The organism is Nocardiopsis flavescens (assembly GCF_900141985.1).
Classification (GTDB): Bacteria; Actinomycetota; Actinomycetes; order Streptosporangiales; family Streptosporangiaceae; genus Nocardiopsis; species Nocardiopsis flavescens.
The window spans coordinates 520,718-538,174 of sequence record NZ_FQZK01000002.1 but is presented as its reverse complement, the minus strand read 5'-3'; the positions used below and the strand labels follow the sequence as shown (position 1 = coordinate 538,174).

The window sequence follows — 17,457 nt, the reverse complement described above, 5'->3', positions numbered from 1 at the left end:
GCAGCGATCTGGACGGTGGCCTCGTAGCGAAGGGCGAGCTTGTCATAGCGCGTGGCCACCGCCCGGTTGCGTTTGAGCCGGTTGATCCCGCACTCCACCGCGTGCCGGGCCCGATAATCGGCCTTGTCCAAGCCCGGCGGGCGCCCCCCGCGCCGCCCCTTGCGTTTGCGGTTGCGCACCCGGTCCCGAGGCTCGGGAATCGTCGCTTTGATCTTGCGTCTGCGCAGGTAGGAACGGATCCCCTTCGAGCTGTAGGCCTTATCGGCGCGCACCCGCACCGGGCGGGTGCGCGCCGGCCCCGACCGGCCCCGCCCCGCGACGCGGACGCGGTCCATGACCGGTTCGAACTGCGGGGCGTCCCCCCGCTGCCCGGCGGTGATCACTACTGCCAGGGGCTTTTGACCCTGCTCGCAGGCCAGGTGGATCTTGGTGGTCCACCCACCGCGTGAGCGCCCCAGGGCGTGGTCGGCGGGCTCGTCCGTTTCGTGATCTTGCCCTTCCCCTTTTTCAGGGCCCCGGCGGCGTGCTGGTGGGCGCGCACGATGGTGGAGTCGACGTTGACCTGCCAGGGGATCAGGCCCGCCGCGTCGGCGATCGACTGCAAAGAGGCCAGGATCTGCGCCCAGGTGCCGTCCAGGCTCCAGCGGCGGAACAGGGCGTAGACCGTCTGCCAGGGGCCGTAGCGTTCGGGCAGGTCGCGCCAGGGAGCGCCGGCCCGCACCCGCCAGCGGATGCCGTTGACCAGAGTGCGTTTGCAGCGCAGGGGCGGGCGCCCTCTCGCCGGGGCCGGCAGCAACGGTTGGAGCAGGGCCCACTGGGCGTCGGTGAGGTCACCGCGCCCGGAGCCGGGTAGGGTCGGCACGAAGCCTCCGGCGGACTTGTCTTCTTGGTCGTTGACCCGTCTACCGGAGGCTTCGCTCATGTGCTGGGCGACATGCCCGCTGTTACTGCTTTGGTGCTTTCATCCGCTTACACGAAGATTCCCAAACAGGCCCTAGTAGTCCACCGCGTACGCCCCCAGCAGGCTCTTCATCTCGCCGTTGAACTCCGGGGAGATCCGCACCGAGTAGCGGTCCACCGCGAAGACCTTGGAGCGGACCGGGTTGTCCACCCGGATGCGCACCGGAGTGTCTCCCTTGTGGGAGCTCAGCACCTGGCGCAGCTCCTCGACCAGCTCACGGGTGAGCCGCTGCTCGTCGACGGTGAGCAGGACCGGCGGTTCGCCCTCGGTGATGTGGGAGATGTCCAGAATCGACATGTCCGAGGCGAACATCGACCAGGTGCCGTCCCGGTCGTTGAGGCGGCCCTTGACCGTGACCGCGGTGTCCTCGATGAGGGCGTCCACGTACAGCGGGAACGTCTTGGGGAAGAACAGCACCTCCATGGAGGCGTCCAGGTCCTCCACGGTGGCGATCGCCCACTGGTTTCCCGCCTTGTTCACCCGCTTCTCCACTTTGGAGATCAGTCCCGCGATGCGCAGCTCGTTGCGCTCGCGGCCCATCTCGCCGGCCACGATCTGGGCGATGGAGGTGTCCCGGGAGCGGGCCAGAACCCGCTCGGCCCCGGCGAGCGGGTGGCTGGACACGTAGAGGCCCAGCATCTCGCGCTCGAAGGCCAGCTTGGTCTTGCGGTCCCACTCCTCGTCGCCCCAGTTGATGTTGAGGCCGATGGGGGTGGAGTCGCCCCCCTCGTCCGCCCCGCCGAACAGGTCGAACTGGCCGTGCGCCTCCTGCTTCTTGGAGCTGATCATGCCGTCGACGGCGATCTCGTGGTGACGGTACAGCTCGCGACGGGGCTGGCCCAGCGAGTCGAAGGCACCCGACTTGACCAGGGACTCGATGACCCGCTTGTTACAGGCGGCCAGTTCGATTTTGGACAAGAAGTCCGTGAAGGAGGTGTAGTTTCCCTTCTCGGTACGGCTCTTGATGATCGAATTGACGACGTTGGCACCGACGTTGCGGACCGCGCCCATGCCGAAGCGGATGTCCTTGCCGACGGGGGTGAAGCGCAGACCGGACTCGTTGACGTCGGGCGGCAGGACCTTGATGCCCTGGGAGCGGCACTCGGCCAGGTAGACCGCCATCTTGTCCTTGTCATCACTGACCGAGGTCAGCAGCGCGGCCATGTACGCGGCGGGGTGGTTGGCCTTGAGGTAGGCGGTCCAGTAGGAGACCAGCGCGTACCCGGCGGCGTGCGACTTGTTGAACGCGTAGCCGGAGAACGGGAGCATGACGTCCCACAGCGTCCGGATGGCCTCCTCCGAGAAGCCGCGCTCCATCGCACCGGGGAAGAACTTGGCCTCCTCCGCCTCCAGGGCCTCCTTCTTCTTCTTGCCCATCGCGCGGCGCATCAGGTCCGCGCCGCCCAGGGTGTACCCGGCGAGCTGCTGGGCGATCGCCATGATCTGCTCCTGGTACACGATCAGGTGGAAGGTCTCCCCCAGGATCGGGTCCAGAGCGTCCTTGAGCTCCGGGTGGATAGCGGTGATGTCCTGGCGCCCGTTCGACCGGTCGGCGTAGTCGTTGTGCGCGTTGGCGGCCATGGGGCCGGGGCGGTACAGGGCGTTGACCGCTGCGATGTCGCCGAACTTCTTCGGCTGCATCCGCTTGAGGAGGTTGCGCATGGCACCGCCGTCCAGCTGGAACACGCCCAGGGTGTCGCCGCGCTGGAGCAGTTGGTACGTCTTCTTGTCGTCGAGGGGGAGCTTGGAGAGGTCGATGTCGATCCCCTCCGCCTCCTTGATGGACTTGACCGCGTCGTCCATGATCGTGAGGTTGCGCAGGCCGAGGAAGTCCATCTTGAGCAGCCCCATCTCCTCGCACTGAGGGTAGGGGAAGCCGGTGATGATGGCCCCGTCGGCGTCGCGCATGTGCAGCGGAATGACGTCGAGCAGGGGTTCCTTGGACAGGATGACGCCGGCGGCGTGCACACCGGTACCTCGGGTCAGACCCTCGATACCGCGAGCGGTCTCCATGACTTTGGCGACCTGGGGATCGTTGTCGACCAGGTTGCGCAGCTCGGTGGTCTCGGCGTAGCGCTCGTGCTCGGTGTTGAACACGGCGTCCAGCGGGATCTCCTTGCCGCCGACTGCGGCCGGGAACGCCTTGGTGATCTGGTCGCCCACCGAGTAGGGCATGCCCAGGATGCGGGTGGAGTCCTTCACCGCGGCCTTGGCCTTGATGGTGCCGAAGGTGAGGATCTGGGCGACACGCTCGGATCCGTACAGTCGGGTGACGTACTCGATCATCTCACCGCGGCGGCGCTCGTCGAAGTCGAGGTCGACATCGGGCATGGACACGCGCTCGGGGTTGAGGAATCGCTCGAAGAGCAGTCCGTGCTCCAGGGGGTCGAGGTCGGTGATTCCCAGGACGTAGGCGATCATCGACCCCGCGGCGGAACCGCGCCCCGGGCCCAGGGCGATTCCGGTCTTGCGCGCGTACTGGCAGATGTCGGCGACCACGAGGAAGTAGGCGGGGAAGCCCATCGTGTTGATGATGCCGAGCTCGAACTCGACTCGCTCCCGGACGTCGGCGCCGGCGCCGTTCGGGTAGCGGGTGGGGAGCAGCCGCTCGACCTCCTTGGCGAGCCAGGAGGACTGGGTCTCCCCTTCCGGGACCGGGAAGACCGGCATGAGGTCGCGGTGGGCGAAGACCTCGTCGTAAGCACCGGGCTCGACCCGCTCGGCGATCAGGAGGGTGTTCTTGCAGCCCTCCTCCCACTGGTCGAAGGTGAGCAGTCCGCGCATCTCGTCGGCGGTCTTGAGGTAGTAACCGGAGCCGTTGAACCTGAAGCGGGTGGGGTCGTCCAGGTTCTTGCCCACACCGACGGCGAGGAGGGCGTCGTGGGCGTCGGCCTGGGACTCGTACACGTAGTGGGAGTCGTTGGTGACCAGCGGCGGGATCTTGAGTTCCCGGCCGACCTTGAGCAGGCCGTCCCGGACCTCCTTCTCGATGGGCACGCCGTGGTCCATCAGCTCCAGGAAGACGTTCTCCTTGCCGAAGATGTCCTGGAGCCCGGCGGCGTACTCGATCGCCTCCTTCTCCTGGCCTAGGCGCAGGCGGGTCTGCACACCGCCGGAGGGGCAGCCGGTGGAGACGATGATGCCCTCGCTGTTCTCGGACATCAGGTCCAGGTCCATGCGGGGCTTCATGTAGTAGCCCTCGACGGAGGCCAGCGAGGACATCTTGAAGAGGTTGCGCAAACCGGTGGCGTTGCGCGCCAGCATGGTCATGTGCAGGTAGCGGCCGCCACCGGAGATGTCCTTGCCACCCTCGGCGGAGGCGTCGTCGGATCCGCTGGCCCGCCCCCAGAACACCCGCTTCTTGTGGAAGCGCGACTCTGGCGCGACGTAGGCCTCGATGCCGATGATCGGCGTGACGCCCGACCCCTTGGACTGCTGATAGAACTCGTACGCCCCGAACATGTTGCCGTGGTCGGTCATGGCGACCGCAGGCATGCCCAGTCTCCCCGCTTCTTTGAAGAGGGGCTTGAGCTTGGCCGCACCGTCGAGCATCGAGTACTCGGTGTGGACATGCAGGTGGACGAAGGAGTCGGCCATGACGCAGGTGCCCCCAGGCGGGTAGGCGGACGGGTGGTGACTCCTGAGCCTACGCTTTTCCCACGACGATCGGGGCCCGCACGGTCGTGCTGTGGACGGGCCGCCGCGGCCGGGAACGGGATCAGGAGAAGGCGTCCTCGGAGCGCTCGGGTGCGGCGGGCGGGACCGGTTCCGGGCCGCGCGTGTTCCGGTGCGCGGGTGAGGTGCGCCCGGCCCAGTACCTGTGCCGGTCGCGTGCCAGCGCCCTGCGGTGCTTGAGCCGGTTGTGCATGGAGCAGAGCGGTTGCAGGTTGTCCGCACGGGTGGGTCCGCCCTGGAAGAACTCCACGATGTGGTCGGCCTGGCATGAGCGCAGGGGTCGGTCGCAACCCCCTTTCCAGGCGCATCCGCTGTGGCCCTTGAACGCTGCCGCGCGCAGCGCGGAGGAGGCCAGGCGGCGGCGCTCTCCGACGTGCGCGACGACACCGTCCTCGTTGACGAAGAGGGGGCGGATCGCGGACCGGGTGAGCCATTCGCGCAGGACGGAGACGGGAAGTACGCGGCCGGTATCGGTGACGGCGGCCCCGGCGGTGGTGTTCCCGGCGAGGACGGTGTCGGGGACCAGGACGTCCAGGTGCACGACAGGGGTATCGATTCCGGCACAGGTGTGGTGGGAGTGGGCGACGCCCATCGCGGTGGCGAACGCCTCATAGGTGCGCTCGGCCTTGGTGTCGCCGGGAACCGCGGCGTCAGCGGACGGGGGCGGCGTGTAGGAGTCCAGGCAGGCGAGGAGCCGGGAGGCGTCGGCGACGGGCCCCCAGGCTTCGAAATGGAAGGTGCCGGCGTCACGGGTGGTGAGGCGTGCACCGCGGCCGGCCTGCGCCCACGCGTGGTCGTTCTCGAGGTGGTCGGGGGTGAGGGAGGCGAGGATCCGGCCGCCGAGCCGGTGGATGCGGGCCACGGAGATGACCCCGCTGTCGGCCTTGGCTCGGAGGATGGCGGCCTCCACAGTCGCGCATATGTCGTTTCGGGTGGTCGTGTCGTCGTCACCGGCATCGTGGCGGGGGTGTTCCGCGTGGGTGGCCGCGGCCTTGTCGGCCTGCTTGGCGATGGCGATGGCCTCGCCCAGGGAGAGTTCTCCGTCGGTCAGGGACCGTGCGGTCTGCGGTAGCCGCCGATGGTGGAGTTGTTCGGCGAGGAGTTCCATGTCCTTGGCACGGCGGGCGGGGATGCCGTAGGCGTGGGTCATCCAGGCGGCCATGGTGCGCTGGCCGCCGATGTCCAGGAGGTTGCCGTTGGCGTGCACCCTCGCCAGGGCGGTGAGCGCCCGGTGCTGGAGGGCGTCCACATGCCGGTGGACGAGGGTGAGGGCGTCCAGGACCGCGGCGTCGTCCCCGGGGCGTCGCAGGGCGTGTTCGACGGCGTCGACGGCGTCGCGCAGTGCGGTGCCGAGCGGGGTTCGCCCGTCCGGCGGGAGGGTCTTCTCCTCGTGATCCGTCATGTTTTCACGGTAGTTTTCCCGGCCCTGCTTTTTCGGTTTTCCACAGCCCCTGTTTTCCGTGGGCTCGGGTCGGCTGCTCGGGGTGCGTCCCCCTGTGTTCCGCCGGACGGGGTCAGGGGCGGATGTCGTGGGCGAGGGTGCGCAGCCAGGGGTCGCGGAAGGCGGGTTCGGCGGTGAGGGCCGTGTGGAAGGCGGCGCGGACGCGGGGGGTGCGGCCCTGTTCGTAGAGGGCCCGTGCCAGGGAGAGGGCGGCACGGGTGCGGTCGTCGCGGCGGGGGCGGGTCACCTCGGGGTCGGCCCAGCGGTCGCGGCGAAACGACGGCTCCGTCTTGGGCTGGTGGTCGCCCAGCAGGCTCCACAGCCATCCGGGTACCGACACGTTGCGCACCGCGCGCGGCGACAGGTCCCCGACCCAGGGGGCGTGCTGCTGCCAGCGCCAGGTGTTGGGGCTGGTCTTGCCGCGCGCGACGATCCCCAGGTAGCGGAGCCGTGCGCGGACGCGGTTCCAGTCGGTGCGGTCGTCCGCGCTCCAGGCGCGGAGTTCGCGGTGCAGGTTCTCGAAGGTGGAGCCCGCGGCGACGAGGTCGCAGAAGACGGCGGCCCGGCCGCCGCCGGCGATCCGGGCGGGGGTGATGCCCTGGGCGGTGAGGTTGGCGCGCAACTGGGCGCGTTCGGCGGCGGTGAGGGCGTCGCCGTCCCTGCCGAACAGGGACAGCGGGAGCCGGTGGAGGCGGTCGCGGTGCGGGGTGTCGGCCAGGATGCCGCGGAGCAGGTCGTGCACGCTGTCGGGGGACCTGCCGACGAAGTAGAGGTCGCGGTCGCCGCCGCGGGCCAGGACCTTGGCGGCGCATGCGGTGAGGTCGTCCACGTGGGACCGGTCCGGGTCCGCGTGTTCTGTGAGGGTGCCGAGGCGGTCGTTCTCGACGTCCCAGCGGAAGGGCAGGTTGGGTTCGGGCATGCCTTTCAGGAAAGCGAAGGCGGGTACCCGCCGCAAGGGTTTTACCGGCGGGCGCGATCATGGGCCGGTGACCTCACCGCTTCCGGCCTCGACGGCCACCCTGGTCCTGGCCGCCGAGGACGCGCGGGCGGTGCCGCCCGCCGTGGCGGTGTCGCCGTCCGTGCCGCCGCCGGTCCCGGAAGGCTCGGTGCGGTTCGCGACCTTCAACACGGCCCTGTCGCGGCGGCGGCCGGGGGCGATGCTGTCGGCGCTGGCGTCCGGGGGGTGGGATAAGGCGCGCGCGGTGGCGGAGACGGTGCAGCGGGTGCGGCCGGACGTGCTGCTGGTGAACGAGTTCGACCACGACCCGTCGGGCCGCGCGGCGGAGCTGTTCGCCCGCGGGTACCTGGGGCGCGGGTGGAACGGGGCGCGGGGGCTGGAGTTCCCGTACGTGTTCTCGGCGCCGGTGAACACGGGTGTGGCGTCGGGGGAGGACCTGAACGGCGACGGCCGGGTGGTGTCCGAGCCGGGGAGCGACGCCTACGCGGGGGACGCGTTCGGGTTCGGGCAGTTCCCCGGCCAGTACGGGATGGCGGTGTTCTCCCGGTACCCGCTGGACGCGGTACGGGCGCGCACGTTCCGGCTGCTGCGGCGGTCGGCGATGCCGGGTGCGCTGGAGCCCGTGGACCCGGGGAGCGGGGAGCCGTTCCTGTCGCCGCGGGCGCGGGCGGCGGCGCGGCTGTCGTCCAAGAGCCACTGGGACGTGCCGGTGGACACGGGGTGGGGGCGGCCGGTGCACCTGCTGGCGTCGCATCCGACACCGCCGGCGTTCGACGGCCCCGAGGGCCGCAACGTGCTGCGCAACCATGACGAGATCCGGTTCTGGGCGGACTACCTGACGCCGGGTGCGGACGGCTACATCCGGGACGACGCCGGGGTGGCGGGCGGGCTGGCGGAGGGGGTGCCGTTCGTGGTGGCCGGAGACCTCAACGCGGACCGGCGGCGGGGGGCGTCGCTGCCGGGCGCGGTGGAGCGCCTGCTGGACCACCCGCGGGTGGTGGACCCGCTCCCCCACTCCCAGGGCGGGCGGGGCCGTGCCGGGAGCGCGGTGGGCGCCCCCGGGCACGGGGAGGGGTTCGTGGAGGACACCCCGCCGGGGCACCTGCGGGTGGACTACGTGCTGCCGTCGCGGGACCTGGCGGTGGGCGGGCGGGGGGTGTTCTGGCCCGCTCCGGACGATCCGCTGGTGCGGCTCACCGGCGGGGGCCGTCCGTTCCCCGCGTCCGACCACCGCCTGGTGTGGGTGGACGTGTCCTCCTGACGGGGGTCACCGGCCGCGGTCGGCCTCCTCCCGGGCGGCGGACAGGCCCGCGGTGATGACGCGGTCCATGATGGCGGCGAGCCGGTCGGCGCCCAGGCGGGGCGCGTGTTCGGCCATGCGCCGGACGAGGCCGTGTTCGCGGTCGGCGTCGCGTCCGGCGAAGTAGCCGACGGGCTTGAGGCGCTGGACGCGGGCGGCGAGCAGGGCGCGCTGTTCGAGGAGTTCGGCCAGGCGGGTGTCGACGGCGTCGATGCGTTCGCGCAGGCGGGCGATCTCGGCGGTGGTGGTCGGGTCGTGCACGGTGGCCTCCGGTCGCGGTGGGTGCGGCCGTACGGGTCCCGTGCGGGGGCGTCGGCCGCCTGGAAAGCGAAAGAGCACCGGGGCCGCGAGGCCCGAGTGCTCTGTTGCCGACGTTCCCGTTCTCCGCCTACGCGTGGGCGGCCGACGGGGGCGTCGGCTCGCTGAACGCGTGATGGCGGTGGGTCATGCGCCCGATCGTAGCGCGTGCGGCGGGGCGCACGCGCCGCCCCCTACTCGGGGAAGGGGACGCGCACCATGAGGGCGCGGGCCTGGGCGGTGATCTCGCCGTTGACCCGGATGCGGCCGTTGACGTAGACCTTGCGGCGCTCGGTGCGCTCGACCTCGGCGGTGATCTCCAGCGGGTTGAAGAGCGGCGTGGGGCTGCGGTAGTCGATTTCGAGCCTGGCGGTGAGGCCGGGCGAGGTGGCCAGGGAGGAGGCGGTGCCGACGGCCTGGTCGAGGAGGGCGGCGATCCAGCCGCCGTGGACCAGTCCGGGCGGGCCCTGGTAGACGGTGTCGAGGGTGACCTCGCCGCGCACGCCCTCGGCGGTGGGGACCAGGGACAGGGGCGGGGCGGCGGGGTTGGTGTCCCCGGCGACGATGTTGCTGATGGTGCCGAATTCGCTGGCGCCGCCGGGGAGATCGCGGCGGACCATGGTGCCGATCTGGCGGCGGGGGGCGCGGCCCAGGCGTTCGGTGACCCCTTCGACGGCCGCGGCGGCCTCGGCGAGGGTGCGGGGGTCGGTCTCGGTGGTGTTGGCGACGGCGCCGATGAGGTCGTGGACGCGGCCGACGAGGGCGCGCAGTTCGGCGGGGATGTCGTCCTGTTCGACCACGGGGAGCCCGAAGGCCCGGGGGTCGGGGCGTTCGGTGGCCGGCTGCGTGTTGACCGTCATGTGTTCCTCGTCGGATCGGTGTGTGCGCTGGTGGTGGGGCGTCAACCGAAACCGAATCCTACTCGGTGGTGTTCCGGAGGCCGGGCGGCCGGGCGTGCGCTCCCCGTCACACCGAAGGGAGACGGGGAGCACCCGCGGGGGTGTCAGCGCAGGTCGCGGACCATGTGCCGGTGCGGGATGCCGGCGTCGAGGAACTCCTCCCCGTGCGCGGTGTAGCCGAGCCGCTCGTAGAAGCCCAGGGCGTGGGTCTGGGCGTGCAGTTCCATCGAGGTGAGGCCGCGCTCGCGCGCGAGGCCCTCGGCGGCCCGCACCAGGGCGGCGCCCAGGCCGGTGCCGCGGCGCTCGGGCAGCACGGCCATGCGGCCGAGCAGCCCCGAGCCCCCGTCCTGCTCGACCACGCGGACGGTGCCCGCGGGGACGTCGTCGACGAGGGCGATGAGCTGGAGGGCGTCGGGGTCGCGCCCGTCCCACTCCTCGTCGACGGGCACCTTCTGCTCGGCGACGAAGACGGCGCCGCGGATGACGAACACTGCGGCGCGGTCCTGGTCGCCGCGCGCCTGCCTGATCTCGGTCGTGGTCATGCCCGCAGGGTATTACCGAACGGGCGTGCGGGTGGAACCGACGTTAACCTGGGCGTATGGGCATGCCCGCCGCGGTCCACCCCGCCGTCGACGACCCGCGCACCGAACGTGCGCGCTACTGGCGTTTCTCCGGGCTGCCGGACACCGAGATGCTCACCGCGCGGTTCGTCACCACGCACTTCACCCGGCACACGCATCCCACGTACACGTTCGGGATCATCACGGGCGGGGTCGAGGAGTACGCGCATCCGGGCGGCACCTCCCGGGTGGGTCCGGGCGGGTTGGCGGTGGTCGGCCCGGACGAGGTGCACACCGGGCACGCGGGGGTCCCCGAGGGCTGGACGTACCGGGTGTTCTACCCGGAGCCGGAGCGGGTGGCCGGGATCGCCCGGGAGCTGGGGCTGCGGGGTACCCCGGCGTTCACGGAGTCGGGCATCCACGCCCCCGAGGCGTCCCGGCTGCTGCACGCGGCGCACGTGGCGGCCGAGCGGGGCGACCCGCTGGGGTCGTCGTCGCTGGTGCGGCGGGGCATCGCGGCGCTGCTGCGCACGCACGGCCGGGAGCGCCCGCCGCAGGCGCGCGCGGCGGCGGCGCGCCCGCAGGCGGCCCTGGCCCGGGAGGTGCTGGCGTCCCGGCTGGCCGGACCTCCGACGCTGGAGGAGCTGGCGGAGGCGGTGGGACTGGGGCCCTTCGCGCTGTCGCGGGCGTTCTCGGCGGCCTACGGGTTGCCGCCGCACGCGTACCTCAACCAGTTGCGGGTGGACCGCGCCCGGGGGCTGCTGGCGGCCGGGCGGGCGCCCGCGGAGGTGGCCGCGGAGGTGGGGTTCACCGACCAGGCGCACCTGAGCCGGCACTTCCGCCGCCACCTGGGGGTGCCGCCGGGGGCCTACCGCAGGGCGCTGGCCGGGGGCTGAGGCGGGCGCAAGAACGTACAAGACGGGTGGCGGCCGGGGCTCCTAGCGTGGGTGGACGTGAAAGCCATATCCCTTCTCCGTTCTTCCGCGGTGCGTGACAGCCTCGGGATCGGCGTCGCCGTGGGCGCCGCCGGCCTGGCGTTCGGCACCGCCGCCGTGGCCGCCGGCCTGTCGCCGGCCCAGGCCGTGTTCACCAGCGCGTTCATGTTCACCGGCGCGTCCCAGTTCGCGCTGATCGGCGTGGTCGCCGGCGGCGGCAGCCTCGTCGCGGGGGCGCTGGGGGCGCTGCTGCTGGGAGCCCGCAACACCTTGTACGGCCTGCGGCTCGCCGACGTGCTGGGCTGGCGGGGCGGGCTCCGGCGGGCCGTGGCCGCGCACGGGGTCATCGACGAGACGACGGCGGTGGCGCTGGCCCAGCCGGACCGCCCGTCGGCCCGGCTGGCGTTCACGACGACCTACGCGGTGCTGGGGTCGTCGTGGGTGCTGACGACGCTGGTGGGGGCGCTGGCCACCGAGCGGGTGAGCGACATCGGGGCGCTGGGGCTGGACTCGGTGGGCCCGGCGATCTTCCTGGCGCTGCTGTGGCCGCGGCTGCGCGAGGGCGGTGCCCGCACCTGGCTGATCGCGGGGCTGGGGGCGGGGCTGGCACTGGCGGCCACGCCGCTGCTGCCGCCGGGCGTCCCGGTGCTGCTGGCGGCCTCGGCGGCGCTGATCGCCCTGGTGGGGCCGGAGATGCCGGTGCGGGGTCCGGCGCGGGACGCCTCCGGGGACGGCGCGTCCGCCGAGGCGGACGGCGAGGGGGTGCGCTCGTGACGCTGTGGATCGTGCTGGTCGCCACGGCGGCCGGGTGCTACCTGCTCAAGTTCGCCGGGCTGGCGGCGCCGCGGCGCCTGCTGGACAACGTGTGGCTGCGGCGGTTCGCGACGGCGGTGCCGCTGGCGCTGCTGGCGGCGCTGATCGCGGTGGAGGCGCTGCGGGGCGAGGGCCAGGCGCTGGCCTGGGACACCGCGCGGATGGGCGGGGTGGCCGCGGCGGTGGCGGCGCTGGTGCTGCGCGCCCCGTTCCTGGTCGTGGTGGTCGCCGCGGCGGCGGTGACCGCGGGGCTGCGGGCGCTGGGGCTGTGAGCGCGGTGCGGGGGCGGCCTCGGGGCCGCCCCCGCGCCGGTGTCACCCCCCGGTGACGACGCCGTAGAGCTCGTAGCCGCACAGCACCAGGAACAGGCCGCCGGCGATGGCCAGGCCGGTGTTGGAGATCCACCCGTTGCGCCACTCGGCCGGGGTGCGGGAGGAGTTGAGCAGCCACATCAGGGTGAAGGCGAGGAACGGCATGAAGAAGGAGCCGAGGACGCCGTAGGCGATGATGAGCTGCACGGGGCGGCCCAGCAGCAGGAGCAGCATGGGCGGGAAGGTGAGCCACAGCATGTACGCCCGGAAGGGCAGGCTCTTCTCGGTGGCCGCGGGGTCCGTGCCGGTCCGGCCGCGCACGTGGTCGACGAAGTCGGCGAAGAGCAGGCTGACGCCGTGCCAGACGCCGATGATCGAGGAGTAGGCGGCGCAGAAGAACCCGACGAGGAAGAGCGTGGCGACGAAGCCGCCGAAGCGCTCGCGCAGGACGTCGCCGAGGTCGAGCAGCCCCTGGTCTCCGGAGGACAGCGCGATGCCGGAGTTGTAGAGGAGTTCGGCGCCGACGATGAGCATGGCGATGACGAAGATGCCGGTGGTGATGTACGCGACGCGGTTGTCGACGCGCATCATGCGCATCCAGCCGGAGTCGCGCCAGCCCTTGGCGTTGACCCAGTACCCGTAGGCGGCCATGGTGATGGTGCCGCCGACGCCGCCGATGAGGCCCAGCGTGTAGAAGAGGGAGCCGGCGGGCAGCAGCGGCACCAGGCCGGCGAGGGCCTCGCCGATGTTGGGTGCGACGTAGACGGCCAGGCCCACGACGATGACGAACATGACGCCGATGAAGACCATCATGATCTTCTCGAAGACGGCGTACCGGTTGAACCAGACGATGGCCAGGCCGGAGAGGCCCGCGAGGATCGCCCAGGCGTTGAAGGGGACCTGCGGGAAGAGGGCGGCCAGGGGCAGGGCGGAGGCGGACATGGCGCTGGCGCCGTAGACGAAGCCCCAGATGACGACGTAGATGCCGAAGTACGCCCAGGTCCAGCGGCCCAGGCTGGTCCAGCCGTCGAAGATGGTGCGGCCGGTGGCCAGGTGCCAGCGGCCGGTGGCCTCGGCCAGGGAGATCTTGACGATGCAGCCCACGATGGTGGCCCACAGCAGGGTGTAGCCGAAGAGGTTGCCCGCGATCAGGGTGGCCACCAGGTCTCCGGCGCCGACGCCGGTGGCCGCGACGACGATGCCGGGCCCGATCTGCTTCCATGTCGCCTTGCGTTGTTCGGTGGCGGCCACCTGGGTCCCTTCCGATGGAGTCGGTGAATCCGCCGAACTCTAGAACCGGACAGACCGTCCGTGAAGACGACAATGCCTTCTGTGATCGTTCCGTAGCGCAATCTCTATGACCCGGATCACAGGGGCGGTTCGGGGCCGGTTGTCCACAGGCGCGCGGGGTGCTCCTTGACCCGGCTTCGCGGGTCCTGGAAAGGTCGGTGGAGGGTGCCCGGCCGATCCCGGGCGCACCGCGTGGACCTTGCGACGATGGAAGGGACCCCACCCCCATGGCCACAGCCGACCAGCGCACCGCTCCCCCCGACCGCACCGCCGCCCGGGCGGTGGTCGACGTCCTGGCCGCCGCGGGCGTCCGCCGCTGCTACACCGTGCCCGGGGAGAGCTTCCTGGAGCTCGCCGACGAGATCGACCGCCATCCGGCGCTGCGCCTGGTCTCCACCCGGCACGAGGGCGGGGCGGGGTTCATGGCCGAGGCCGACGCCAAGCTCACCGGCGTCCCGGCGGTGGCGGCGGCCACCCGCGGCCCGGGCGCGGCCAACCTGGCGGTGGCGGTGCACACCGCGCACCAGGACTCCACCCCGATGGTCGTGTTCCTGGGCCAGGCCGAGACCGAGCGGATGGGCCGGGAGGCGTTCCAGGAGGTCGACCTCACGGCGTTCTACGCGCCCATCACCAAGTGGTCCACCACCGTGCACCGGGCCGACCGGCTGGCCGAGGTGACCGCGGAGGCGCTGCGGGTGGCCTGTTCGGGGCGCCCGGGCCCGGTGTCCGTCGCGGTGCCGGGCGACCTCTTCGGGGAGCCGGTGGGGCTCTCGGGGACCCCGCGGGTCGCGGCGCCGCCGCGTCCGCCGCTGGGCGGGGCCGAGCGGGACCGGCTGGCGGCATGGCTGACCCGGGCGGTGCGCCCGGTGGTCATCGCGGGCGGGGGCGCCCGGGGGGCGCGTGAGGACCTGGTGCGGGTGGCCGAGCGGTTCGGCGCCGGGGTGTACGCCTCCTGGCGTCGGCAGGACGTGTTCCCCAACGACCACCCGTTGTACCTGGGCCACCTGGGGCTGGGGGCGCCGCCCTCGACCCTGGCGGCGCTGGCGGAGGCGGACGCGGTGCTGGTGGTGGGGTGCCGGCTGAGCGAGACCACCACGCAGGGGTACCGGCTGCCGGACACGGAGCGGGCCAGGGTGGCGCGGATCGACATCGACCCGGGGAGGCCGGGGTCGCACCTGGACCTGTGGGCGTCGGTGGTGGCGGACGCCGGCGAGGCGCTGCGCGAGCTGGCCGGGGCGCCGTTCCAGGCTCCCTACCGGGACTGGAGCGCGGCCCGTCGGGCGTGGGTGGAGTCGGCGACGGTGCCGCTGGAGTCGCAGGGGCACGTGGGGCCGGGGATGCACCCGTGGCAGGTGGTGGCGGGGATGCGGGAGGCGCTGCCCGAGGACGCGGTGGTCACCAACGACGCGGGGAACTTCGCCTCGTTCCTGCACCGGGGGTGGTGGTTCCGCCATCCGCGCACCCAGCTGGCGCCGACCAGCGGGGCGATGGGGTACGCGGTCCCGGCGGCGGTGGGCGCCAAACTGGCCGACCCCGGGCGCACGGTGGTGGCGGTGGCGGGCGACGGCGGCGCGCTCATGACGGGGCAGGAGCTGGAGACGGCGGTGCGCGAGGACGCGCCGGTGACGGTGGTGGTGTTCCAGAACGGGCTGTACGGCACGATCGCCATGCACCAGGCCCGCGAGCTGGGGCGGCTGGCGGGGACCCGGATCGGCGGCCCGCTGGACCTTGCGGGGTACGCCCGCTCGCTGGGGGCGCGCGGGGCGACCGTGCACACCCGGGAGGAGCTGGTCAAGGCATTGGGCGAGGCGGTGGCGGCGGACCTGCCGACGCTGGTGGACGTGCGCACGGACCCGGAGGTGATCAGTCCGGCCGCGACGCTGTCGGAGCTGCTGGGGGCGCCGCGCTGAGCCGGGCGGTCCCGCCGCCCGGCGCCCGGGGCGTCGGGGCGGGGGCGCCGGTCGGCGGGCCCGGGCACCGGGGGCGGGAGGGGGAACACCGGGCGGGAGGGGCGCCGGGCCGGGCCGCTCAGGCGGGGACCGGCCGGGTGTCGTAGGCGGACGCGGCCTCGCGCAGGGCGCGGACGCTGGCCCGGATGGCGGGGCGGCGCGAGGCGTCGGTGTGCCAGAACGCGTACACCTGGCGGACCAGGGCGGGCTGCACCGGCACCACCCGCACCCCGTCGGGGAGGGGGCCGCGGCCCAGCCGGGGCATCACGGCGGCGCCGATCCCGGCGGCGATGAGCGCCAGCTTGGTCTGGTGCTCCTCGACGTTGTGGACGACGTTGGGCTCTCCGCCGCGGGAGCGGATCATGTCGTACAGCCAGTCGTTGCAGATGGACCCGCGCGACCAGCTGATCCAGGGCAGTTCGAGGATCTCGTCGATGGCGAGGATCTCGCGGTGGGCGAGCGGATGGTCGGCGGGCAGGGCGATGTCGCCGATGTCCTCCATGAGCGGGGCGCGGCTCATGCCCTCGGGCAGGGTGAGCGGGGAGCCCATCCAGTCGATGACCATGCACAGGTCCACCTCGCCGCGGGCCATGGACTGCAGGCTCTCGTGGGGCTCCTCCTCGAAGAGTTCGACCCGCAGCCGGGGGTGGGCCTCGCGCAGGGAGTTGAGCGCCTGGGGCAGGATGCCGCGCACGGCGGTGGGGGTGGCGGACAGGCGCAGGTGCCCGGTGACGTGGTCGCGGTGGGCCTCCAGGTCGGCTTCGGCGCGCCGGACCAGGGAGAGGATGCGGGCGGCGTGCTCGACGAGGAGCTCGGCGGCGTCGGTGAGGCGGACTCCGCGCCCGTTGCGCTCCACGAGGGTCTGGCCGACCTCGCGTTCGAGTTTGGCGAGCTGCTGGGAGACGGCGGAGTTGGTGACGTGGAGGGCCTCGGCTGCCGCGCTGAGGGAGCCGTGTGCCGCGATGGCGTGGAGGACGCGGAGGCGGTCGACGCTGAGCATGTAAGGAACACTAACCCACGCGTTTAGAAATACGAAGTAGACCTAACACGTCGGTGCGCGGTACAAACGTCCCATGTCCGTGCTCTCCCCGTCTCCGGCGGCGTCCGCCGGTGTCCGCCGCGCGTCCTGCGACTGGCGGCTCAAGTTCGCACTCCTGGCCCTGATCTGGGGCATGAGCTTCGTGTTCATCAAGGTCGCCGCCCAGTCCCTGGAGCCGATGCAGCTCTCCCTGGGCCGGATCGCCGCCGGGGCGCTGCCGCTGCTGGCGGTGGTGCTGCTGCGCGGCGGCCGACTGCCGGCCTCGCCGCGGCTGCTGGCCCACATGTTCGTGGCGGCGCTGCTGCTCAACACGGTCCCGTTCACCCTGTTCGGGTACGCGGCCCAGCTCATCCCCTCTGCGGTGATGGGCATCGTCAACGCCGCGACGCCGCTGTTCGGGGTGGTGTTCTCGATGATGCTGCTGGCCGACGAGCGCCGTCCCGACCGCGACCGGGTGCTCGGGCTGGCCGTGGGCTTCGTGGGGGTTCTCGTGGTGTTCGGCGTGTGGAACTCCCTGGGCGAGGTGAGCGTGAGCGACCGGGACGCCATGGTCGGCATGGGGTTCGTGGTGGCGGCGACCGCCTGCTACGGGATCGGCACCCCGTACCTGCGCCGGTTCGTGGCGGGCAGCTCCCACGGGGCGCTGGAGCTGTCGGCGCTGCAGCTGCTGCTGGCCGCGGTGCCCCTGGTGGTGCTGGTGCCGGTGGCCACCGACGCGCCCACCGGGGTGACGTGGCAGGTGGTGGCCTCGGTCCTGGTGCTGGGGGTGCTGGGCACGGGCGTGGCCTACGTGCTCCAGTACGCGGTGCTGCGGGAGGCGGGGGCGACCGTGGCCACCACGGTCACCTATGTGGCACCGGTGGTGTCGATCGCGGCGGGGATCGTCCTCATGGGTGAGACCCTGGTGTGGAACCAGCCGCTGGGGGCGCTGGTGATCATCGTCGGCGCGGCCCTGTGCCAGGGGCTACTGCGCACCCGGCCCGTGGCCCCGCCCTCCCGGGGCTGAGCCCGCCCGAACGCGGAAGGGGC

15 protein-coding genes are annotated in these 17,457 nt (G+C 72.4%); 6 read left to right on the top strand and 9 right to left on the bottom strand.

All coding sequences use genetic code 11. The features are described 5' to 3' along the window. From BUE45_RS31175 to BUE45_RS31170, 4 genes are all read right to left on the bottom strand, one after another. A protein-coding gene (locus BUE45_RS31175; protein ID WP_218619507.1) for an IS5 family transposase occupies window positions 1-862 on the bottom strand; the annotation gives its coding sequence in 2 pieces (ribosomal slippage) (window positions 1-472 and window positions 472-862; 863 coding nt annotated over the 2 pieces). This gene is flagged as partial in the annotation. A 132-nt stretch (window positions 863-994) separates the two neighbouring features. Continuing rightward, the gene (gene dnaE / locus BUE45_RS06670; protein WP_073376384.1) at window positions 995-4,558 is read right to left on the bottom strand and encodes a DNA polymerase III subunit alpha; all 3,564 of its coding nucleotides are present in this window, start codon (window positions 4,556-4,558) and stop codon (window positions 995-997) included. A 121-nt stretch (window positions 4,559-4,679) separates the two neighbouring features. Continuing rightward, window positions 4,680-6,038 carry an HNH endonuclease signature motif containing protein gene (locus BUE45_RS06665; protein ID WP_073376382.1) on the bottom strand — a complete coding sequence of 453 codons (1,359 nt, stop codon included), beginning with the start codon at window positions 6,036-6,038 and terminating at the stop codon, window positions 4,680-4,682. A gap of 112 nt (window positions 6,039-6,150) precedes the next feature. Next, window positions 6,151-6,996: a hypothetical protein gene (locus tag BUE45_RS31170; protein ID WP_084736985.1), complete on the bottom strand. Its 846-nt coding sequence runs from the start codon at window positions 6,994-6,996 to the stop codon at window positions 6,151-6,153. Window positions 6,997-7,063: 67 nt separating this feature from the next. Here BUE45_RS31170 and BUE45_RS06655 point away from each other — a divergent pair, with 67 nt between their 5' ends. Continuing rightward, a complete protein-coding gene (locus tag BUE45_RS06655) occupies window positions 7,064-8,296 on the top strand; it encodes an endonuclease/exonuclease/phosphatase family protein (RefSeq protein WP_073376379.1) in 1,233 nt (410 codons plus the stop codon). A 6-nt stretch (window positions 8,297-8,302) separates the two neighbouring features. On the opposite strand, the gene BUE45_RS06650 is transcribed toward BUE45_RS06655, so the two are convergent. The 3 genes from BUE45_RS06650 to BUE45_RS06640 form a co-directional block, all read right to left on the bottom strand. After that, on the bottom strand, window positions 8,303-8,596 hold the full coding sequence (locus BUE45_RS06650) for a chorismate mutase (RefSeq protein ID WP_073376376.1): 294 nt from the start codon (window positions 8,594-8,596) through the stop codon (window positions 8,303-8,305). Between the two features lie 230 nt (window positions 8,597-8,826). Continuing rightward, entirely contained in the window at window positions 8,827-9,492 is a 666-nt protein-coding gene (locus tag BUE45_RS06645; RefSeq protein ID WP_073376373.1) for a PaaI family thioesterase, read from the bottom strand. 143 nt (window positions 9,493-9,635) lie between these two features. Further along, window positions 9,636-10,073, bottom strand: coding sequence for a GNAT family N-acetyltransferase (locus BUE45_RS06640; protein ID WP_073376370.1), 438 nt, complete (start codon window positions 10,071-10,073; stop codon window positions 9,636-9,638). Between the two features lie 62 nt (window positions 10,074-10,135). On the opposite strand from BUE45_RS06640, the gene BUE45_RS06635 reads away from it, so the two are divergent. From BUE45_RS06635 to BUE45_RS06625, 3 genes are all read left to right on the top strand, one after another. After that, complete coding sequence (locus BUE45_RS06635) at window positions 10,136-10,987, top strand: helix-turn-helix transcriptional regulator (RefSeq protein WP_073376505.1); 852 nt, start codon at window positions 10,136-10,138, stop codon at window positions 10,985-10,987. Between the two features lie 90 nt (window positions 10,988-11,077). Beyond that, complete coding sequence (locus BUE45_RS06630) at window positions 11,078-11,800, top strand: AzlC family ABC transporter permease (RefSeq protein ID WP_073376366.1); 723 nt, start codon at window positions 11,078-11,080, stop codon at window positions 11,798-11,800. Then, window positions 11,797-12,111, top strand: coding sequence for an AzlD domain-containing protein (locus BUE45_RS06625; protein WP_073376363.1), 315 nt, complete (start codon window positions 11,797-11,799; stop codon window positions 12,109-12,111). The genes BUE45_RS06630 and BUE45_RS06625 overlap by 4 nt, the downstream gene beginning before the upstream one ends. A gap of 42 nt (window positions 12,112-12,153) precedes the next feature. Here BUE45_RS06625 and BUE45_RS06620 read toward each other — a convergent pair whose 3' ends face one another. Beyond that, entirely contained in the window at window positions 12,154-13,401 is a 1,248-nt protein-coding gene (locus tag BUE45_RS06620; protein WP_073376360.1) for an Nramp family divalent metal transporter, read from the bottom strand. 266 nt (window positions 13,402-13,667) lie between these two features. On the opposite strand from BUE45_RS06620, the gene BUE45_RS06615 reads away from it, so the two are divergent. Beyond that, window positions 13,668-15,350 carry a thiamine pyrophosphate-dependent enzyme gene (locus BUE45_RS06615; RefSeq protein WP_073376356.1) on the top strand — a complete coding sequence of 561 codons (1,683 nt, stop codon included), beginning with the start codon at window positions 13,668-13,670 and terminating at the stop codon, window positions 15,348-15,350. 118 nt (window positions 15,351-15,468) lie between these two features. Here BUE45_RS06615 and BUE45_RS06610 read toward each other — a convergent pair whose 3' ends face one another. Next, window positions 15,469-16,389: a LysR family transcriptional regulator gene (locus BUE45_RS06610; protein ID WP_073376354.1), complete on the bottom strand. Its 921-nt coding sequence runs from the start codon at window positions 16,387-16,389 to the stop codon at window positions 15,469-15,471. A gap of 73 nt (window positions 16,390-16,462) precedes the next feature. Between BUE45_RS06610 and BUE45_RS06605 the strand changes: the two genes are divergently transcribed. Further along, window positions 16,463-17,434: a DMT family transporter gene (locus tag BUE45_RS06605; RefSeq protein ID WP_073376352.1), complete on the top strand. Its 972-nt coding sequence runs from the start codon at window positions 16,463-16,465 to the stop codon at window positions 17,432-17,434. Window positions 17,435-17,457 lie beyond the last annotated feature (23 nt).